18 protein-coding genes, 1 rRNA gene and 1 pseudogene are annotated in these 20,502 nt (G+C 33.9%); 15 read left to right on the top strand and 5 right to left on the bottom strand.

What is annotated here, in order from left to right; translation table 11 throughout:
- Nucleotides 1-163: 163 nt before the first annotated feature.
- Nucleotides 164-1,396: an N-acetylmuramoyl-L-alanine amidase gene (locus B6C84_RS10975; RefSeq protein WP_086353932.1), complete on the top strand. Its 1,233-nt coding sequence runs from the start codon at nt 164-166 to the stop codon at nt 1,394-1,396.
- A gap of 30 nt (nt 1,397-1,426) precedes the next feature.
- Here the strand turns inward: B6C84_RS10975 and rsmG are convergent, their stop codons facing one another.
- Together rsmG and mnmG are read right to left on the bottom strand one after the other, a co-directional pair.
- On the bottom strand, nt 1,427-2,026 hold the full coding sequence (gene rsmG / locus B6C84_RS10970; protein WP_086353931.1) for a 16S rRNA (guanine(527)-N(7))-methyltransferase RsmG: 600 nt from the start codon (nt 2,024-2,026) through the stop codon (nt 1,427-1,429).
- The gene (gene mnmG / locus B6C84_RS10965) at nt 2,004-3,896 is read right to left on the bottom strand and encodes a tRNA uridine-5-carboxymethylaminomethyl(34) synthesis enzyme MnmG (protein WP_065579028.1); all 1,893 of its coding nucleotides are present in this window, start codon (nt 3,894-3,896) and stop codon (nt 2,004-2,006) included. Before mnmG ends, rsmG begins: the two co-directional genes overlap by 23 nt.
- Nucleotides 3,897-4,408: 512 nt before the next feature.
- On the opposite strand from mnmG, the gene B6C84_RS10960 reads away from it, so the two are divergent.
- From B6C84_RS10960 to B6C84_RS10950, 3 genes are all read left to right on the top strand, one after another.
- Nucleotides 4,409-5,428 (top strand): putative type VI secretion system effector, encoded by a 1,020-nt coding sequence (locus B6C84_RS10960; RefSeq protein ID WP_086353930.1) that lies wholly within the window; start codon nt 4,409-4,411, stop codon nt 5,426-5,428.
- A 202-nt stretch (nt 5,429-5,630) separates the two neighbouring features.
- Complete coding sequence (gene hda / locus B6C84_RS10955) at nt 5,631-6,314, top strand: DnaA inactivator Hda (protein ID WP_065579026.1); 684 nt, start codon at nt 5,631-5,633, stop codon at nt 6,312-6,314.
- 2 nt (nt 6,315-6,316) lie between these two features.
- Nucleotides 6,317-7,096 (top strand): Cof-type HAD-IIB family hydrolase, encoded by a 780-nt coding sequence (locus B6C84_RS10950; protein ID WP_086353929.1) that lies wholly within the window; start codon nt 6,317-6,319, stop codon nt 7,094-7,096.
- 33 nt (nt 7,097-7,129) lie between these two features.
- Here the strand turns inward: B6C84_RS10950 and B6C84_RS10945 are convergent, their stop codons facing one another.
- The 3 genes from B6C84_RS10945 to tusB form a co-directional block, all read right to left on the bottom strand.
- Nucleotides 7,130-8,236 carry an anhydro-N-acetylmuramic acid kinase gene (locus tag B6C84_RS10945; protein WP_086353928.1) on the bottom strand — a complete coding sequence of 369 codons (1,107 nt, stop codon included), beginning with the start codon at nt 8,234-8,236 and terminating at the stop codon, nt 7,130-7,132.
- Nucleotides 8,237-8,240: 4 nt separating this feature from the next.
- Nucleotides 8,241-8,804 (bottom strand): L-threonylcarbamoyladenylate synthase type 1 TsaC, encoded by a 564-nt coding sequence (tsaC, locus tag B6C84_RS10940; RefSeq protein WP_086353927.1) that lies wholly within the window; start codon nt 8,802-8,804, stop codon nt 8,241-8,243.
- Nucleotides 8,805-8,958: 154 nt separating this feature from the next.
- Nucleotides 8,959-9,240: a sulfurtransferase complex subunit TusB gene (gene tusB / locus B6C84_RS10935; protein WP_086353926.1), complete on the bottom strand. Its 282-nt coding sequence runs from the start codon at nt 9,238-9,240 to the stop codon at nt 8,959-8,961.
- 145 nt (nt 9,241-9,385) lie between these two features.
- Between tusB and tsaE the strand changes: the two genes are divergently transcribed.
- The 11 genes and pseudogenes from tsaE to B6C84_RS10880 all read left to right on the top strand — a co-directional run.
- Nucleotides 9,386-9,874, top strand: a complete 489-nt coding sequence (gene tsaE, locus B6C84_RS10930; RefSeq protein ID WP_065613512.1) for a tRNA (adenosine(37)-N6)-threonylcarbamoyltransferase complex ATPase subunit type 1 TsaE — start codon at nt 9,386-9,388, stop codon at nt 9,872-9,874.
- A gap of 59 nt (nt 9,875-9,933) precedes the next feature.
- Nucleotides 9,934-10,638, top strand: a pseudogene (locus B6C84_RS10925) (N-acetylmuramoyl-L-alanine amidase); the annotation flags it as partial.
- Between the two features lie 20 nt (nt 10,639-10,658).
- The gene (gene mutL / locus B6C84_RS10920) at nt 10,659-12,518 is read left to right on the top strand and encodes a DNA mismatch repair endonuclease MutL (protein WP_086353924.1); all 1,860 of its coding nucleotides are present in this window, start codon (nt 10,659-10,661) and stop codon (nt 12,516-12,518) included.
- Nucleotides 12,515-13,426 (top strand): tRNA (adenosine(37)-N6)-dimethylallyltransferase MiaA, encoded by a 912-nt coding sequence (gene miaA, locus B6C84_RS10915; protein WP_086353923.1) that lies wholly within the window; start codon nt 12,515-12,517, stop codon nt 13,424-13,426. The genes mutL and miaA overlap by 4 nt, the downstream gene beginning before the upstream one ends.
- Nucleotides 13,427-13,738: 312 nt before the next feature.
- The gene (hfq, locus tag B6C84_RS10910; protein ID WP_065555596.1) at nt 13,739-13,984 is read left to right on the top strand and encodes an RNA chaperone Hfq; all 246 of its coding nucleotides are present in this window, start codon (nt 13,739-13,741) and stop codon (nt 13,982-13,984) included.
- A gap of 21 nt (nt 13,985-14,005) precedes the next feature.
- Nucleotides 14,006-15,301 (top strand): ribosome rescue GTPase HflX, encoded by a 1,296-nt coding sequence (gene hflX, locus B6C84_RS10905; RefSeq protein WP_065613508.1) that lies wholly within the window; start codon nt 14,006-14,008, stop codon nt 15,299-15,301.
- Nucleotides 15,302-15,324: 23 nt separating this feature from the next.
- Nucleotides 15,325-16,539 (top strand): FtsH protease activity modulator HflK, encoded by a 1,215-nt coding sequence (gene hflK, locus B6C84_RS10900; protein WP_086353922.1) that lies wholly within the window; start codon nt 15,325-15,327, stop codon nt 16,537-16,539.
- Between the two features lie 14 nt (nt 16,540-16,553).
- Nucleotides 16,554-17,516, top strand: coding sequence for a protease modulator HflC (gene hflC / locus B6C84_RS10895; RefSeq protein ID WP_065579016.1), 963 nt, complete (start codon nt 16,554-16,556; stop codon nt 17,514-17,516).
- A 19-nt stretch (nt 17,517-17,535) separates the two neighbouring features.
- A complete protein-coding gene (locus tag B6C84_RS10890; RefSeq protein ID WP_086353921.1) occupies nt 17,536-18,834 on the top strand; it encodes an adenylosuccinate synthase in 1,299 nt (432 codons plus the stop codon).
- Between the two features lie 91 nt (nt 18,835-18,925).
- Nucleotides 18,926-20,107, top strand: coding sequence for a formate-dependent phosphoribosylglycinamide formyltransferase (gene purT, locus B6C84_RS10885; RefSeq protein WP_086353920.1), 1,182 nt, complete (start codon nt 18,926-18,928; stop codon nt 20,105-20,107).
- Nucleotides 20,108-20,408: 301 nt separating this feature from the next.
- A 16S ribosomal RNA gene (locus B6C84_RS10880) occupies nt 20,409-20,502 on the top strand; the annotation flags it as partial.

The following is a 20,502-nucleotide window of genomic DNA, read 5'->3' as shown; positions in this document are numbered from 1 at the left end:
GTCTATAATAAATATAAAAAACTATATTTATTACTTTATATATAAAAAATAAACAATTAGTTATTTATTTATCGAAAAAACAACTGATTATGATAATCATTCTTTTTATTTTATGTTATTATTCTCGCCCTATTAATATTTTTAACAATATAAGTATTTAGGTATGTCAAAAACATTTAGTCCAACAAAGCGCTTTTTAATTAAAGGCATTATTGCGACTTGTTTATTGTCTGTCACGCGAGTTGGCTTTGCTGCGGCAATGGCTCAGGTTATTGCTGTGCGTGTTTGGCCATCATCAACTTATACACGAATAACGTTAGAATCAAACGCCAAACTTAATTATAAACATGCAAATTTGTACAACCCCGACCGTATTGTTATTGATATTGATAATCTCAATTTAAATCCAATTCTAAAAACGATTTCAACAAAAGTACTAAGCCGAGATCCTTTTATTAAATCTATTCGGGTGTTGCAGTTAGATCCCAAAACTGTCCGTTTGATGATTGAATTAAAACAAGGTATTGATCCAAATACATTTACATTACCACCAATTGCTGAATTCAAACATCGATTAGTTGTTGATCTTTATCCATCTAAACCAACTATAACTGATGATGATCCACTGTTAGCACTCTTAGAAGAGTATCAAAAAGGCGATCTCAATAAAAAACAATCTCAAATAAAATCACCATCCAATAAGAAGAAAAATTCACCCATTATCGTTATGCTTGATCCGGGTCATGGTGGTGAAGATCCTGGCGCTATTGGTTATAAAAAGACTAGAGAAAAAGATATTGTGTTGCAAATTGCTCGACGCACTTACAATTTGCTAAAAAAAGAACCCAATATCAAAGTATATATGACTCGTAATGAAGATGTATTTATACCTTTAAAAGTTCGCGTAGCAAAAGCACGATCTTTACATGCAGATCTATTTATTTCGATTCATGCTGATGCTTTTGCTAATCGCTCTGTTAAAGGTTCATCTGTATTTGCTTTATCAACCCGTGGTGCCAGTAGTTCAGCAGCCAGTTATTTAGCACAAACCCAAAATGATGCCGACCAAATAGGTGGAGTGAGTAGAAGTGGTGATAAATATTTAGATAATACGATTTTAGATTTAGTACAAAAAACAACGTTGTCTAATGGGGTATTATTAGGTTCAGCTATTTTAAATCGAATGAAAAACGTGAATAAACTACACAAACCATCGATTGAAAAAGCGGGTTTTGCAGTATTAAAAGCACCAGATATCCCATCAGTTTTAGTTGAAACAGCCTTTATTAGTAATATAAATGAAGAGCAAAAACTTAAGACTGCTTCCTTCCAAAATCAAGTATCTAAAGCAATAGTTGATGGTATTAAAGATTATTTAAAACGTCGTAAAAATTGATCTAATAATTTTTTTAGATCAATTTTACCTTTACTGAATGATCATTAATCGTCGTTCAGCATTTAATTCCGGAATAGTCAGTTTAATATTTTGTTTAAGAGTAAACCCATCAGGGATCTCATCAAGATCGCTACCTTTTAATGCGTAAAATGATCCTTGCGGGTTAGGAAGATGTTTACACCAAGTTAGCATATCTTGCAAAGAAGCAAATGCTCGGCTGATGATTCCATCAAATTTTTTCTCATTATATTCTTCTATACGGCTTTGAATTGGTTGAATATTAGTTAATTTTAATTCAAATTGAACTTGCTTTAAAAAGCGGATCCTTTTACCTAAACTATCCACCAGATCAAATTGCTTATCAGGATTAATGATGGCTAAAGGGATCCCAGGTAATCCAGGACCCGTTCCCACATCAATAAAAGTATTACCAACCAAATAAGGTGAAACAACTAAACTATCCATAATATGTTTAATTAACATTTCACTAGGATCGCGCACTGCGGTTAAATTGTAAGCTTTATTCCATTTATTAAGCATTTCAACATAATCGATCAACAGATCAATTTGCTGTGAAGTGATCGAAAGATCCGTTTGATCAATAAGATTAATGAGTTTCTTTTTTAACATAGTTTTTCTTTTTTAAATAAACTAATAACATTGAAATTGCCGCTGGCGTAATGCCAGAAATACGTGAAGCTTGGCCAATTGAAACAGGTTTATGCTGTTTTAATTTAGCAACGACTTCATTAGATAACCCTGATATTTCAGCATAATCAATGTGCTCAGGTATAAGGGTTTCTTCATTTCGTTTTTGTCTTTCAATTTCTTCAATCTGTAATTTTATATAACCATCATATTTTACTTGTATCTCAACTTGTTCAGCGGCTTGAGTATCAGTTAAACCTGGTGCAAAAAGCGATAATGATTGTAGTGTTTTGTAGCTCATTTCAGGACGTTTAAGTAACTCTTCACCATTAGCTTCTTTGGTTAAATTAGCACTTAGTACCGCGTTAACTTCATCGATTGTTTCAATGTGAGGGTGAACCCAAATATCACGAAGGCGAGCTCTTTCTTGTTCTATAGCTTCAAATTTTTCATTAAATCGTTGCCAACGATAATCATCAACCATGCCAAGTTGTCGGCCTATTTCGGTTAAACGAATATCGGCATTATCTTCACGTAACATTAAGCGATATTCAGCACGAGAAGTAAACATACGGTAAGGTTCATTAGTGCCTAAAGTACAAAGATCATCAACTAGCACCCCTAAATAAGCTTGATCACGAGTAGGGAACCATTGATCTTGATCATATACAAATCTTGCCGCATTTAAACCTGCCAACATACCTTGAGCAGCAGCCTCTTCATAACCGGTAGTACCATTTATTTGACCCGCTAAAAATAAACCTTTGATCACTTTACTTTCTAAAGTTGGTTTAAGATCACGCGGATCAAAATAATCATACTCAATAGCATAACCAGGTCTTACTATATTCGCATTTTCTAGTCCTTTCATACTACGAACAAAAGCTAATTGGGTATCAAACGGTAAACTGGTAGAGATCCCATTTGGATAAATCTCATTACTATCTAACCCTTCTGGTTCTAAATAGATCTGATGAGAATTACGATCAGCAAAACGCATTATTTTATCTTCAATAGATGGACAATATCGAGGGCCAACACCTTCAATCACACCTGTGTACATAGGACTACGATCTAAGCTATTACGAATGATCTCATGGGTTGTTTCATTAGTACTGGTTATATAACAAGGGATCTGTCTAGGATGCTGTTTAGCATCGCCTAAAAATGAAAATACAGGTACTGGATCATCACCATATTGAGTGCCTAATTTCGAAAAGTCTATTGTTCTGGCATCAATACGTGGTGGTGTTCCTGTCTTTAATCGTCCCATTCTAAATGGATATTGATGTAAAGATTTGGACAAACCGATCGAAGCGGGATCGCCAGTTCTACCACCACTATAATTATCTAAACCTATATGGATCTTACCATCTAAAAAGGTACCTGTTGTAAGTACTACAGCTTTTGCTTTAAAAGAGACGCCCATTTGGGTAACTACACCAGTGATCTGATCGTTTTCGATGATCACATCTTCAACGGATTGTTGAAATAACATTAGATTTTCTTGGTTTTCCAGTGTAGTTCTTATTACTTTACGATATAAAGATCGATCCGCTTGAGCACGTGTTGCTCTTACCGCTGGTCCCTTACTGCTATTTAAGATCCGAAACTGGATCCCTGCACGATCTATAGCTTGAGCCATTAATCCGCCCATAGCATCAATTTCTTTTACTAAGTGCCCTTTACCAATACCACCGATTGCTGGATTGCAGGACATTTGTCCTAATGTATTGATATTATGCGTTAAAAGTAATGTTTTTCGGCCCATTCTTGCTGATGCCATTGCAGCTTCAGTTCCGGCATGGCCTCCACCAACGACGATGACATCAAAAAGATCTGGATAAAACATATAAAGCCTCGTTTTTTATATTACTGATAGATGATCACTATTTTTGATCAGGTGATTTGGTTTTATTTAGCGTTACGAATTTTACTCATCTTTTTTATTACGTCAAATGATCTATTTTGATCGCGATCTAAATTAAATAAGATCTTTTATATGATCTTTTTATTTTTACTATTATTAAGTTAGATCGTTTTTGTTGATAACTAATTTTTGTGCTTATTTTATATGATCTTATTGATCAGTTAATTCTGTTAATTGATCGGATCTTTTTTTAATTAAACTTGTTTATAACTATCTTATTTATCCACAATCTTTTTTTTAATTAAGGTTATTAATGCGATTATAACAGCTTATGATCGTTGTTTATCACAGAGTTATCCACAAAAAATAAGTTTGATTGCTTAAATTTTTATCTTTTATTGTTTATAAATTAGCCTTTCCAATTTAAGTTAATTAGAGGATTCTAGTTAAAAACAATTTATAATAGCAGAAGTTGTATAGATAAATATGTTGTTATGAGTATTAAACAGTTCTACAAAATTCAAAATAAGATAGTCAGTCGTACTTGGCGCCATAAACCAACTTATCCTGTTCTACCGAGTTGGGAGACTGAATTTGTTTACATTAAAGGAATAATTGAGCGTATAGATTTAGAAGAAGAGTATAATTATTTTGAATTCGTACCTAAAAGCGAACTTAAAAATAGGATAATTAATACTTATATTGATGATTTATCTCCTGAGTATAATTTTGAGGAATTAAAAAAAGACTTCTTAGCAAAAGAAGTTAATCCTTCTATTGATACAGCATCTCTTGAGTTTGATTTTAAGGAATTTAAAAAAAGTTTATTAGCAAAAGATCCTTCTATTAATGCTGCATCTCTTGAATTTGATTTTGAGAAATTTAAAAAAAGCTTCTTAGCAGAAAAAGTTAATCCTTTTTTAATTAAGGCTAATTTTGTTAATGTTCAAATTGATGGTGTTATTTATCGAGGTTGGATAGGTGATTGCCCTTTTCAAGCGGGTGAAGAAGTTGCTGTTATAGCGCAGTGGCAAGAAGATCATTATGAACTTTATGCTTTAGCTAAACCTGACGAAAGGATTATTAGTATATGTCCTAATTGCAGTAAAGGACGAATAGCTTATTTAATACATCAAGCTAAAGCGACATTATTTCTGATCCTTTCTTTTATGATTCTTTTTAATGTTTTTTATATTTTAGTTTGGGGTAGTCTCTATCAATTACTTCATTTAACAGCTGAATATATCTCTTTTATGAAACCTATATTCTTTGGTAGTAGTATTTTTTGTAGTATTGGTATGATTATTGAATCTATACCTAATGTTAATAAAAAAGCAAAAATAGCCGAGAAAATTTTTAAAACTTTAAATCTGCCGAAAATAGCTAGAATGGATTTAAGACGTTTTACTAATAAAAAAGTAGCTAAATTAAAACAAAAAAAGCAGCATAATAGTGTGAAACCTTCTAAAAGGTTCTTTCCTAGAAAAGATGAAAATAATTTATTTTATTATTAATTAATAATAATAAGTTAAAGTTTATAGCTATATAGCATTTTAGCTATGTTATTATTTGGTTTTTTGTAAATTAACTAGTTTTTATATATCGACTTTTAATAGCTGCTTTTGCTAACTTGTTTTGTTCTCTATAAAAGTGATTGATTTTTGTGAAAGCAAATTTATACTTAGTACGATTGTATTTTTATTGTGAGGTTATTTTATTACTCTTTCACAGTTGCCTTTACCTTTTATATTACCTAATAACGAAACATTTGATAGTTTCTACGTAGGTGATAATCAGCTATTGTTTGATTCTTTGCAAACCTTACTTGATAGGGAAGGTTTTAATGTCTTTTATATATGGTCAGCAAGCGCAGCTGGTCGTACGCATCTATTACATGCTTCAAGCCAAAATAAATTAGCTAGTTATATTCCATTAAAACAACATGTGTTATTGGTTCCAGAAATTTTACAAGGTTTAGATAATTATGATTTGGTTTGTTTAGATGATATTGATGCTATAGCAGGTCATCGAGATTGGGAAGAGGCAATATTTGATTTATTTAACCGTCTAACTGAAAAAAATGTTAGTAAACTTTTGATTACTGCTTGCGCACCGCCTAAACAAATTCCTTTTATCTTACCTGATTTAGCTTCAAGATTAACTTGGGGACAAGTCTATCAGCTAAAAGAGTTAAATGATGAAGATAAACTAAAAGCTTTGCAACTTAGAGCACAATTGAGTGGTTTTGAGTTATCAACTGAAGTTGGCTTGTTTTTATTAAAACGTGTTAATCGCGATATGCGAACATTGTTTTCCTTAATGGAAAAATTTGAAGTTGCAACATTAGCTCAACAACGCAAATTAACCATTCCTTTTATTAAAAATATTTTGGATTTATAAAAATGACTAAAAAACCTGAAGCTATCGTTTTTTTTGATTTAGATGGTACTTTATTTGATAGTAATATAGAAGTGTTGCCAAGTTCTTATACAGCAATTGAAAAATTAAAACAAAATAATATTATACCAATGATAGCAACAGGCCGAACACCTATGGAAGCTGCTAAATTGATGAAAGATACAGGTATAAATTCGATTATAGCAATGAATGGCCAAGTTGTTATTTATGAAAAAGAAGTCATATTTACTAATAATATTGATAAAAATGTTATTACTAGAATGTATGAATTTTCACGAGAAAAGATGAATATTCCTTTGTCTTTTTATAATTATAATAAAATGCGCGTCAGTGAAATTAATCAAGCTACCGAAAACTTTTATCATTCTTTAAAACTACAAATTCCTCCTGTTGATGATCAAATTTATTTAAAAGAGCCTCTTCAGATGTTGTTATTACTTTGTGAACAAGGTGAATCAGCTTATCGAGAAGTCTTTCCTGAATTAACTTTTATTCGTAATACTCATTATTGTGTTGATGTCTTTAACCATGGCGGATCGAAAGGTAATGGCATTAATGAATTAATAAAAACTAAAGGTTTTGATAATGTGCCAACCTATGCATTTGGTGATGGCATGAATGATTTAGAAATGTTCTTAACCGTTGATCATCCAATCGCTATGGCTAATGCAGTTGATGATTTGAAAGATAAAGCTGAGTATATAACCGATAATAATGATAACGATGGTATTGCTAAAGCACTGCAAAAAATTGGTTTAATTTAGATTTATATATAAAAATAAGTAGATAAAAAAAGGTCATTGATAAATAACCCCTAAACATACAGATTGGCTTGCTCCAGTGACCTCTGGAATATTGGAAGGAAGATTATTTATTCTACAATAAGCAAGCCAAGCAAAAGCGATTGCTTCCATATCATCACTGTTCACCCCTTTAACATCAGTCGTTAAAACTTGCCATTTGGGTAATAATATTGATAATTGTTGCATAATGAGTGGGTTTTTGGCGCCACCACCACAGACTAATAACTGGCAGGGTAAGTTATTTTTTATCGGTAATTTATCAATTTCATTGGCAATTGTAATGGCGGTAAATTCAACCAATGTCGCTTGAATATCTTGGCCATTTAAAGAAAAGTCAGTTAATTTTTGCATCAACCAAGCTAAATTAAATAATTCTCTGCCAGTACTTTTTGGCGCGGGTAATTGGAAATAATCTTCATTACATAATTCACTTAATAAGTTTTGATTTACTTTACCTGATTTTGCCCATAAACCATCTTTGTCATAGCTTGTTCCGAGGCTTTTATTTATCCAACCATCAAGCAATACATTACCTGGGCCGGTATCGTAGCCAATTACTGGTTGGTCTGGTATTAACACAGAAATATTACTGATACCGCCAATATTTAAGACTACACAGTTAATTGCCGAGTTTAAAAATATTGCTTTATGAAAAGCAGGAACTAATGGCGCACCTTGACCACCATAAGCCATATCTTTACGACGAAAATCGGCAATAGTCGTAATACCTGTTTGGGCGGCGATGATATTGGCATCACCAATTTGCATAGTAAATGGATTATCACCATTCGGCGAATGATAAATAGTCTGTCCATGACAGCCAATCGCTTTAACTTGTTTGTTATCAATATTATTTTGTTTTATAAATTGATTAATACTTTTAGCGTAAAGTATGCCAAGTTGATGATCGAGTTCGCCTAAATCTTGTAATGATGTTTGTTTACTATTACAAAGCGTTAATAATCGAGTTTTAATTTCGTTTGGCATTGGATAGCAATCACTAGCAATAGCGGTAATTTTTCCATTGCTGATATCAACTAATGCGATATCTACTCCATCCATACTGGTACCCGACATTACACCAATATATAAATTTTGCATAATATTACCCCTGCCGAATGATAGTGCCAGTTAGCACATCGCGAATGATTGACGGTTGTGAACGATTGCCTGTTTGACCAGCTAAAATGGGAAAATTATTACCGAATTGGTTCGCCACTTCTAACGCTGTTTTACAAGCTGGATGGCCAGAAAGATTGGCACTGGTTGAAACTAATGGCTTAGCAAATAAATCACACAATTTACAAACTAAAGGATGATCGGTAACTCGAACAGCAATGGACTGATATTTTCCACTTAAAAAATTAGGGGTATTAGTATTCTTGGGAAAAATCCAGGTATTTGGTCCCGGCCAACTGTTAAACGCCATTTGTATTTGGTCTTTCGTTACTGCCGATTGATCAATATAAGGGATCAGTTGTTGATAATGACTGGCAATTAAAATCAATCCTTTATCAACCGAACGTTGTTTTAGATTTAACAGTTTATATACAGCTGATTCACTGTCAGGATCACAACCTAAACCAAAAACGGCTTCAGTTGGATAAGCAACAACTTCACCTTTTTGTAATAGTCGATTAATTTCTAGTAGAGTTAATAAGTTTGCCATCAAATTTGTATGTTTACCCAATATCATTAAAATTTATATTAAACTCAGGTAAGACTATTTGCAAATTGGCAACAATAGAATTAATAATGTTATTACAATGAATATCGCTTATTTGCTGTGATAGATAAATTAGCTTTTATCGAAAATAGCAAAATTATTCCCAATTCATTTGCGGAAAATAGTTAACTGTTAAATCAATAACCTGTTGCAGGTTGATAATTTTAACTCTTGAATCAATTAGGTCGCCTAAGCCTCGAGCATTAATGTCGTTATCAAGTACATAACAATGATGGGTGTTTTGCAAAATAGCATTCAAGGTAGGGTTATCTTGATAACACATAATTACACCATTTTGCCAAAATAGTACGGCATCTTGCGCTGAAATTAACGTTGGATCGATTGTTGATTGGTTCGCTGTTGCAATGGTATGTAACATTTTTCCTCTTTTAGCGTCAAATTTACCCTTAAAAAACCCCGTTCCTCAAAATTTTTTCGGTAAAAATTCAACTTAATCTTAGTTGGTACATCTTTAATGGTTATTAGTATATAATAAGGGCTATTTATTGAGCAAAGAATTCGTTATGAAACCCATTATTTTAGCCAATGAACAATTAGCTAACGAACAAGAGACAATATTGTTTGGTAAACAGTTGGCAGAAAAGTGTTTAAATTATTTATCTAATCATGATAGTGCAATTGTCATTTATCTGATTGGTGATCTTGGCGCTGGTAAAACAACTTTTAGTCGTGGTTTTTTGCAACAATTAGGTCATCAAGGTAATGTTAAAAGTCCAACTTATACATTAGTTGAACCTTATCAATTTGATACATTTTCCGTTTATCATTTTGATTTATATCGCCTTGGTGATCCAGAAGAGTTAGAATTTATGGGCATTCGTGAATATTTTTCCTCAAGATCTATTTGTTTGATTGAATGGCCTATGCAGGCAAGAGGTATGTTACCTGCTGCTGATATTGAAATTCATTTGGCCTATTCAGCACTTGAACGTACGGTTAGTGTGCAAGCTAATAGTGAAAAAGGTCAAGCTATTATCAACTCATTACAATAAAAATTAGCGAAAAAACAATGAAGAAAATATTAACTTTTTTTATATTATTATTACTATGTAGTTCAGCTTATGCTGCAAAAGTTGTTATTGCCGTCGATGCTGGACATGGTGGTAAGGATTCTGGTGCTGTTGGTAAAAATAATTTATATGAAAAAAATGTAACGTTATCGATAGCTAAAAAATTAATTAATTTATTAAATAAAGATCCTAATTTTAAAGGGGTTTTAACCCGTAATACGGATAATTTTATTTCAGTTCCTCAGCGTTCTGATATTGCGCGTAAAAATAAAGCGAACTTGTTAATTTCTATCCATGCTGATGCTGCACCAAATCGTAATGCTTCTGGTGCATCAATTTGGGTATTATCTACCAAACGCGCTGATACTGAATTAGGCCGTTGGCTGGAACAAGATGAAAAACAGTCACAGTTATTAGGTGGCGCTGGTGATGCATTAAGTGATGATCACGACCAAAATTTAAGCCAAGCAGTACTCGATTTACAATTCTCTTATTCGCAGCGTGTTGGTTATGAACTTGCTAGTCAGGTTTTAAAAGAGATGAAAGGGGTTATTAAATTGCATAAAGGTGTACCTGAACATGCTAGTTTAGGCGTATTACGTTCACCTGATATCCCTTCAATATTGATTGAGGTTGGATTTATTACTAATCAAGCTGAAGAAAGTTTGTTGGCTAGTAATGCTCATCAAGACAAGATCGCTAAACTGATTTATCAAGGCATAAAAAATTATGTCAAAAAAAATCCTAATTTTGGAGAACAGCATTAATGGCAATTCAAATTCTATCACCGCAACTAGCTAATCAAATTGCTGCTGGTGAAGTGGTAGAACGACCAGTATCAGTAATTAAAGAGTTAGTTGAAAACAGCCTTGATGCAGGTAGTACGCAAATTGATATCGATATTGAACAAGGCGGTAGTAAATTAATTCGCATCCGTGATAATGGTGGTGGTATTGCTAAAAGCGAATTAGCATTAGCTTTAGCACGCCATGCGACTAGTAAAATTAGTTCATTGGATGATTTAGATACTATAATGAGCCTAGGCTTTCGTGGTGAAGCGTTAGCCAGTATTAGTTCTGTAGCTAGGTTAACTTTAACGTCACGTACTGCCGATCAATCTGAGGCATGGCAAGTTTATGCTGAAGGTCGAGATATGAAACCAACCATTAAACCTGCGGCACATCCTGTTGGTACCTCGGTTGAAGTTCTCGACTTATTTTATAACACGCCTGCTCGACGTCGTTTTCTAAAAACTGAAAAAACCGAATTTATGCATATTGAAGAATTTGTTAGGCGTATAGCTCTGGCTCGACCTGATATCTCTTTCAATCTGCAACATAATGGAAAACTAATTAAACAGTATCGAGCATCTGCACTTGAAAAACGTGTTGAATTGGTTTGTGGACGTACATTTGTGCAAAAAGCAGTAAAATTAGATTGGCAACATGATGATTTGTTAATTCAAGGATGGGTAGCAAGTAATGAAATCAGCGATCTGCAATATTTTTATGTTAATGGTCGAGTAATAAAAGATAAATTAATCAATCATGCGCTACGCCAAGCTTATATTAGCCGAACCAATGAGCAACAAAGTTATGTGGTTTTTCTACAAATCGATCCTAAACAGGTTGATGTTAATGTTCATCCAGCTAAACACGAAGTACGTTTTCATGAAGCAAGATTAGTGCATGATTTTGTTTATCAAGCTATTGTTATGGCTCTTGAATCAAGCCAACAGCTTACCGATGATGAAAAATTGATAATAACACCAAATCGACAAGCTGCTGGTGAAAATATTTTTAATCAAAAAATAGCTGCGGAGCCTAAAAGCTATTCTACGACTAACGTATTACCCAAAAAACCGATTAATCATGTTAAAGAAAATGCAATTTATGGTCAGTTAATTGATACTAAACCAAGCTTTGAAATTGAGAAAACGCAATCTAATCAGTTGCCGTTAGCCGATGATAATGATTCAATAACTGCACCACAACAAGCGGTTATTGAGGGGTTATTTCCTAAACGAAATGTACCATTACAATCACTGCAACAGCAACTTGATAGCTCTTCATTAGTACAGTTTGGTCGAGTATTAACCGTTATTCAACCTGATATCGCTTTGCTTGAAAAATTGCAAGATAGTCAGCAAACATTTATGCTTATGAAGTTAAATATTGCTGAGCAAAAAGTAAAAGCAATTAAATTATTATCTCAAGAGTCAGAAAAATTACTGATTCCACTAACAATTTTAGTCAATCAAAAAGAACAACAAGTATTAAGTGATTATCGACCGCAATTAAATTTTTTAGGATTTGATTTTTATATTGATAAAGCCAAATTTCATTTGCATAATGTGCCGAAAATGTTGCGAACTACTAATTGGCAACAATTATTACCAAGTTTAATTGATTTTCTTTTATCTGATCAATCGTCTGTTATCGATCCTACGCAAATTGCAATGTGGTTGGCAGAAAATAGTAGTAATAATTATGTGGAGAGTTGGAGTGTAACAAAAGCTATCCAGCTATTAGCACAACTAGAACAGATAGATATTAATTTATTAAAAAAAGATACGTTTTTGTATCCGATTGATCTTCAATCTTTATCACAATCAATTTTATCATGAATAAAGCAAAAATTATTTCATTAATGGGGCCGACTGCATCCGGTAAGACGGCTTTTGCCATGGAACTTTATGACAAATACCCGATTGATATTATTAGTGTTGATTCGGCGCTTATTTATCGTGGTATGGATATTGGTAGTGCCAAACCAACTAAACAAGAACAGCAAAAATATCCTCACAAATTGATTGATATCTGCGATCCAGCTGAAAGTTACTCGGCAGCTAATTTTCGGCATGATGCGATTGAAGAAATTGAAAAATCGTTAAGTAATGGTCGAACGCCATTACTGGTTGGTGGAACAATGCTGTATTTTAAAGCTTTAATTGAAGGACTTTCACCTCTTCCTGCTGCGGATAGTGATATACGGCAGCAAATTGAAGAAAAAGCCAATAAATTAGGTTGGCAAGCGATTCATGAGGAGTTAAAAAAGGTTGATCCAGTGTCAGCTCAGCGAATTCATCCAAATGATCCGCAACGGCTTAATCGTGCATTAGAGGTTTATCTCATTTCTGGTAAAAGTTTAACTGAGCTTACCCAAGAAAGTGGTGAAGCATTACCTTATGACATTATGCAGCTAGCTATTATGCCGGAAGATCGAGCTGAGTTACATCAACGTATTGAGCAACGTTTTTTACAGATGTTAGATCAAGGTTTTGAAGAAGAAGTAAAAACACTTATGCAGCGTTCTGATCTGCATACCAATTTACCTTCTATCCGTTGTGTAGGTTATCGTCAAATGTGGGAATATCTCAATGGTGATATCAGTTATGATGAGATGGTTTTCAAGGGTATTTGTGCTACTCGTCAATTAGCGAAACGGCAAATTACTTGGCTTAGAGGCTGGAAACAACCGATAACATGGTTAAATCAAGATAATAAAGATACTGTTTTTAAGCATATTTTTTAAATTATAAATTACAGCAATAGGTATTAGCGTTTTTTCTATTTGATTATAATAATAAACAGAAATTTTTCATTTAGGAAACCTTTCTAAATTTAGAATATCTATCATGTATGTTTTTTTGTATGAATTTCGTTAATTTTTTAAATTTTTAGTTATTTGTGCATAAATTGTAGTTGATTAGTTTAAGAGCTGGGTTTTTTATGTTATTTTGATAAATACTACATAAGTATGTTATGTTGCAATCGTATAGATCATCATTTCGATTGTATATTTATTTTATCTTTATATTTTTATTTCATCTTAAAGGATAAACTCATGTCAAAAGGGCAGTCATTACAAGATCCTTATTTGAATTTGCTTCGTCGCGAGCATATTCCAGTATCAATTTATCTAGTTAACGGTATTAAATTACAAGGACAAATTGAATCATTTGATCAGTTTGTTATTTTATTAAAAAATACTGTTAGTCAAATGGTATATAAACACGCAATCTCTACTGTTGTTCCTTCAAGACCAATTTCTGGTTTAGTATCTCAGCCTGAAGAGGAAAGCGAAAGCTAATTATTTGAGTGGAGAATGTGATTGTTTGAGCGATATAAAGGCGGCGAGTCTGCTTTATTAGTCCATGTATTCTTCCCTCAAGAAAGCGATATCGAGGATTTAAAAGAGTTTGAAGTGTTAGTTTCTTCTGCTCAAATTGAAATTCTCGATATTGTGACAACCTCAAGAAAGTCCCCGCAAGCTAAATATTTTATTGGTGAAGGAAAAGCGTTAGAAATTGCCGATAAAGTAAAAGAATTGAATGCTTCAGTTATTCTGGTCAATCATACCTTAACTCCAACCCAAGAACGGAACTTAGAACAACTATGTGAATGTCGTGTAGTCGATAGAACAGGATTAATTCTGGATATTTTTGCTCAACGTGCTCGAACCCATGAAGGTAAGTTGCAAGTTGAATTAGCGCAATTACAATATCTGTCAACACGTTTAGTTCGAGGTTGGACTCACTTAGAACGTCAAAAAGGTGGTATAGGCTTACGAGGTCCTGGAGAAACTCAGCTAGAAACCGATAGACGATTAATTCGTCATCGTATTCAGTTAATCTTATCAAGACTTGCCAAAGTTGAAAAACAACGCAATCAAAATCGTCAATCTAGACAAAAAGCAGATTTATCAACGGTATCACTAGTTGGTTATACCAATGCTGGCAAATCGACACTATTTAATGCACTAACTAATGCTGATGTTTATGCTGCCGATCAATTATTTGCTACGCTAGATCCAACCTTAAGACGCATTATGGTTGATGATGTTGGCGAAGTTGTTTTAGCTGATACGGTTGGATTTATTCGTCATTTACCTCATGATCTGGTTGCTGCTTTTAAAGCGACTTTACTTGAAACACAAGAAGCATCACTGCTATTACATGTCGTAGATGCTGCTGATCCTAATTTATTAGATAACATTCAAGCCGTTGACGAAGTTTTACTTGAAATTGATGCCCATGATATTCCTACTTTGTTGGTAATGAATAAAATTGATTTAATGGAAGGTAAGCAACCAAGTATTGATCGTGATGAAAATGGTGTGCCAATTCGAGTTTGGATTTCAGCACAAAATAGTTTAGGATTAGATCTCTTATTTACTGCATTAAAAGAACGGCTTGCCGGTAAGATTCAAGTTTGTCAATTAAACTTGCCTATCCATCTAGCAAAACTTAGAAGCCGTTTATATAAATTAAATGCGGTGGAACATGAAGTCATTAAAGATGACGGCAGTTTTCAGCTAAATATAAGAATGCCTTTAATTGAATGGAATCGCCTCTGTAAACAAGAGCCAGATCTGTTATACTTAATCAATACGCAAAATAACAACTAATTGTTAAATGGAGCATATAAAATATGGCGTGGAATCAGCCCGGTAATAACGGACAAGATAACGACCCATGGGGAAATAATAAGAAACCTTCCAATTCGACGGGAGGAATATTCGACCAAATTAAAGATCTCTTCAAAAAAGGGAGTTCAGGTAATAATCGAGGACCTTCTGATATTAAGCTATCAATGAATAGTTCAAAAATTATTTTGGCAGTGATAGTTGTTCTTATCCTAATTTGGGCGGTAAGTGGTTTTTATACTATCAAACAAAATCAACGAGGTGTGATAACTCGTTTTGGGCAAGTTCAACCTGAAATTATTCAACCTGGTTTGAATTGGAATCCATCATTCATTGATAAAGTTTATAAAGTCGATACGCAAGGTACTTATAACTTCAATGTGCATGGCGATATCATTACAACAAGTGAAAAAGGTGAAAACTTAGTCTTTGTTGAAATGAACGTACAATATCGTATTAGTGATCCAGTTAAATACTTATTTAATGTGACTAATGTTGAAGATAGTTTACGTCAAGCTGCGGATAGTGCACTTAGGACTTCAGTAGGTAGTTCTAACATTGATGCTATCATTTCAGATGGTCGTTCAGATTTAGAAGATAGTACTAAAGATGAATTAATTAATGTTATTTCTCATTATGATATGGGAATTACTATTGTCGATCTTAACTTCCAAGTTGCTCGTCCTCCTGTAGAGGTACAAGATGCTTATGCTGATGCAATTAGAGCTCAAAATGATAGTGAACGTGAAATAAAACAAGCTAAAGCAGATAAAGTCCAATTAGTTCAGCAAGCTGAAGGTCGTTCGGCGACCATTCTAGCGGATGCAAATGCTTATAAAGTAAAAGTAGAATTAGAAGCAATTGGTGATGTTGCTCGGTTTGAAAAATTGTTACCGCAATATAAAGCTGCGCCCGAAATTACTAAAGATCGTTTATATATCGAAACGATGGAAAAAATATTAGCTAAAACGCAAAAAGTTATTGTTAATGATAAGAGTGGTAATTTATTAGTACTACCGTTAGAACAATTATTAAAAAATAAAAATGAGCAATCATCTGAATCAACTACAGCAAATTCTGATAGTGATTATAATATTAATCTGCCAAATCCTTTAGATGCAGAAAGTGCTCAACAAAATGGTGTTGAAGCAGAAAATCATAGCTCAACTACTACTAATAATAATTCTAATAATCGCACTAGACGAACTATGGGTCGATAAGGAGAAAAAAGAATATGCGAAAATTATTGATTCCTATAGTTTTAATTTTAATTGGCGTACTTTTTTCAAGTATCTATGTGATAGAAGAGGGTACTCGTGGTGTCGTTTTACGTTTTAATAAAATTATTGGTTTATCTGAACCTGGGTTACATTTTAAAATGCCATTAATCGATAGCGTTAAAACTATTGATGCCAAAATCCAAACTACCAATAGTTCCAATAATAATAATGAACAACGTTTTTTTAATGTACAAAAGAAAGAACTGATTGTGGACTATTTTGTGCAATGGAAAATTGTTGATTTTAACCGTTATTACGAAACTATTGCTGGTGGTAATGATGTTAATGATTTAATTTTAGCTCGCTTAAATGGTCGTTTACGTTCTGAGATTGGTAAACTAAATAATCGAGATATCATTAATGATTCTAATGCCGATACCAAATCAAGAAATTCATTAATGGCGCGAGTTAAAGATTCGTTAAATGGTTCATCACAAGAGGGTGAAGAAAATTTACCGATTGATAAATTAGTTACTGATGCGAAAAAAGATCCTGAAAACAGTAAAACTAGCTTGAGGGCTTTCGGTGTTGATGTAATTGACGTTCGAATTAAACAAATTAATTTCCCTGCTGAAGTCTCTGAATCGATTTATGCTAACATGAGAGCCGAACGTGAAGTTATTGCTCGTGACAAACGTTATGATGGTATCAAACAAGCTGAGGAAATAAGAGCTGAAGCTACATTTGAAAAAACCAAAATTATATCAGAAGCTGAACGTCAATCTCGTTCAATTCGTGGTGAAGGTGATGCAAATGCAGCTAAACTTTATGCTGACGCTTTTGGTAAAGATATTGAGTTTTTTAGCTTTATTCGTAGTTTAAAAGCTTATGAACAAAGCTTTACAGGTAATGATGTTATGGTCATTAGCCCTGATAGTGAATTTTTCCAATACATGAAATTAAAGTCTAACAAATAATACAATGAGTAAATAAACTATGAGTAATAATGTTGTTGTGCTAGGTACACAATGGGGTGATGAAGGCAAAGGTAAAGTTGTTGATTTACTCACAGAAAAAGCCAAATATGTAGTACGTTATCAAGGCGGACATAATGCTGGTCATACTTTAGTTATTAATGGTGAAAAAACAGTATTGCATTTAATACCATCTGGTATTTTGCATAATGATGTCATAAGTATTATTGCTAATGGTGTTGTACTTTGTCCTGAAGCACTTATGAAAGAGATGAAAGAGCTTGAAGATAACGGTATTCCAGTGAAAGAAAGGCTACTTATTTCAGAATCATGTCCTTTAATTTTGCCTTACCATATAGCATTAGACCAAGCCCGAGAAAAAGCTCGTGGTAATAAAGCAATTGGTACCACCGGTCGTGGTATTGGTCCTGCATATGAAGACAAAGTAGCCCGTCGTGGACTACGTGTTGGTGATTTGCGTGATCGTCAGGCATTTGCTGAAAAATTAAAAGAAGTTATGGAATATCATAATTTCCATTTAGTGAATTACTATAAATCAGAAGCTGTTGATTATCAGAAAGTACTTGATGAAACATTAGCGATTGCTGATATTTTGGTGGCAATGATTGCTGATATTCCTACATTACTTGAAAATGCGCGTAAAAATGGCGAAAGAATCATGTTTGAAGGTGCACAAGGTACTTTACTTGATATTGATCATGGTACCTATCCTTATGTGACGTCTTCAAATACTACTGCCGGTGGCGTAGCAACAGGATCAGGATTTGGTCCTCGTTATGTTGGTTATGTATTAGGAATCGTTAAAGCTTATTCTACCCGTGTAGGAGCTGGCCCTTTTCCTACAGAATTGTTTGATGAGGTTGGTGAATATCTCTGTAAGCAAGGTAACGAATTTGGTGCAACTACCGGCCGTCGTCGTCGTACCGGTTGGCTTGATGCTGTTGCTGTACGTAAAGCGGTGCAACTTAATTCAGTTTCTGGCTTTTGTTTAACTAAGCTTGATGTTTTAGATGGTCTTAAAGAGGTAAAAATTTGTGTCGGTTATCAATTACCTAATGGTGATGTGATTAAAAATGCACCGGCTGCCGCTGAAGATTGGAGTTTAGTTAAACCAGTATATGAGTCTATGCCAGGTTGGAGCGAATCAACTTTTGGTATAAAAAGTTATGACGCTTTACCACAAGCGGCTAAAGCTTATATTAAGCGAATTGAAGAATTAACTGAAACACCAATTGACATTATATCAACTGGACCGGATCGAAGTGAAACTATGATTTTACGTGATCCATATTTGGTGTAATTTAGCATACAGAAAATCGGGGTAACTATCCCGATTTTTTATTTTAAGCTTATTAATAAAGTATAATGGTCTAAACCTATAAGAGGATATTATGGCGAAAATAGGGACACCACTCTCATCAAGTGCTACCAAAGTATTACTTTGTGGTGCCGGTGAATTAGCCAAAGAAGTTGTTATTGAATTGCAGCGTTTTGGCTGTGAAGTTATTGCTGTTGATCGTTATGCTAATGCACCTGCGATGCAAGTTGCTCATCGTTACCATATTATCAATATGCTAGATGGTAATGAACTTAGAAAAGTTATCGAGGCTGAAAAACCTGACTATATTGTTCCTGAAATAGAAGCAATTGCTACTGACACCTTGGTCGAATTAGAAGAAGCCGGATTTACTGTTATTCCCACCGCGAAAGCGACGCAATTAACCATGAATCGTGAAGGTATTCGTCGTCTGGCCGCAGAAGAACTTAAGTTACCAACCTCTCCATATCGGTTTGCTGCAACTGAAAGCGAGTATAAACTTGCGGTTAAGGAAATCGGTTTTCCTTGCTTAGTTAAACCGGTTATGAGTTCTTCTGGTAAAGGGCAATCTTTATTAAGAAGTGAAGCTGATATTGAATCTTCATGGAAATATGCTCAAGAAGGTGGTCGTGCCGGAAGTGGTAAAGTTATTATTGAAGGCTTTGTTGACTTCGATTATGAAATAACGTTATTAACCGTTAGACATATTAATGGTGTTTCATATTGCCAGCCTATTGGTCATCGGCAAGAAAATGGTGATTATCGAGAATCATGGCAACCTCAGCCGATGTCGGCTAATGCATTGTCTTTAGCGAAAGATATTGCTACCAAAATAACCGAAGCTTTAGGTGGTTACGGATTATTTGGCGTTGAATTGTTTGTGAAAGGTGATCAAGTCTGGTTTAGTGAAGTATCTCCACGACCACATGATACCGGCATGGTAACATTAATATCGCAAAATCTTTCTGAGTTTGCATTACATGCTAGAGCGATTTTAGGATTACCAATACCTTTAATAGAACAATATGGTGCTAGTGCATCAGCAGTATTAATCGCAAATGGTGATTCTGACAAAGTTGCATTCTCTAATTTAGATAAAGTACTAAGTGAAGCAGACACTGATCTACGTTTATTTGGTAAACCTGAAGTAAAAGGTATAAGAAGAATGGGAGTTGCATTAGCTAAAGCGCCAACTGTAGAAAAAGCGGTTGAAAAGGCTGTTAATGCTATTAAACAGCTAAAAATAACCTTTTAAATGGCTTTATTGAGTAAAAAGCAATCACTTGAAGAAAAAAAAGCAAATTTTGTAAAATAGGGGTTGACGTAGACAGGTGAAATGAGTAACATACGCAACCCTTGAGACAGCAAACTGAAACAAGAAATTGTGAAGTAAATTAAAACGCTGTCAGCTCTTTAAAAAGAAGAAACAGACAATCTGTGTGGGCACTTGCGAGACGAAAGATTAAAAGTCTACGGACTAAAAAAATTAAGTCTTGATAAGTGACACTGAAGATTCATTTGAATATGTCAGAGACAGTTATTGAGCATCAAACTTTAAATTGAAGAGTTTGATCATGGCTCAGATTGAACGCTGGCGGCAGGCTTAACACATGCAAGTCGAACGGTAACATGAGTGCTTGCACTTGATGA

Source organism: Gilliamella apis, assembly GCF_002142155.1.
In the GTDB taxonomy this organism is placed as follows: domain Bacteria; phylum Pseudomonadota; class Gammaproteobacteria; order Enterobacterales; family Orbaceae; genus Gilliamella; species Gilliamella apis.
Note: the sequence above shows the minus strand (reverse complement) of the source record. Positions and strands in the feature narration are given on the sequence as shown.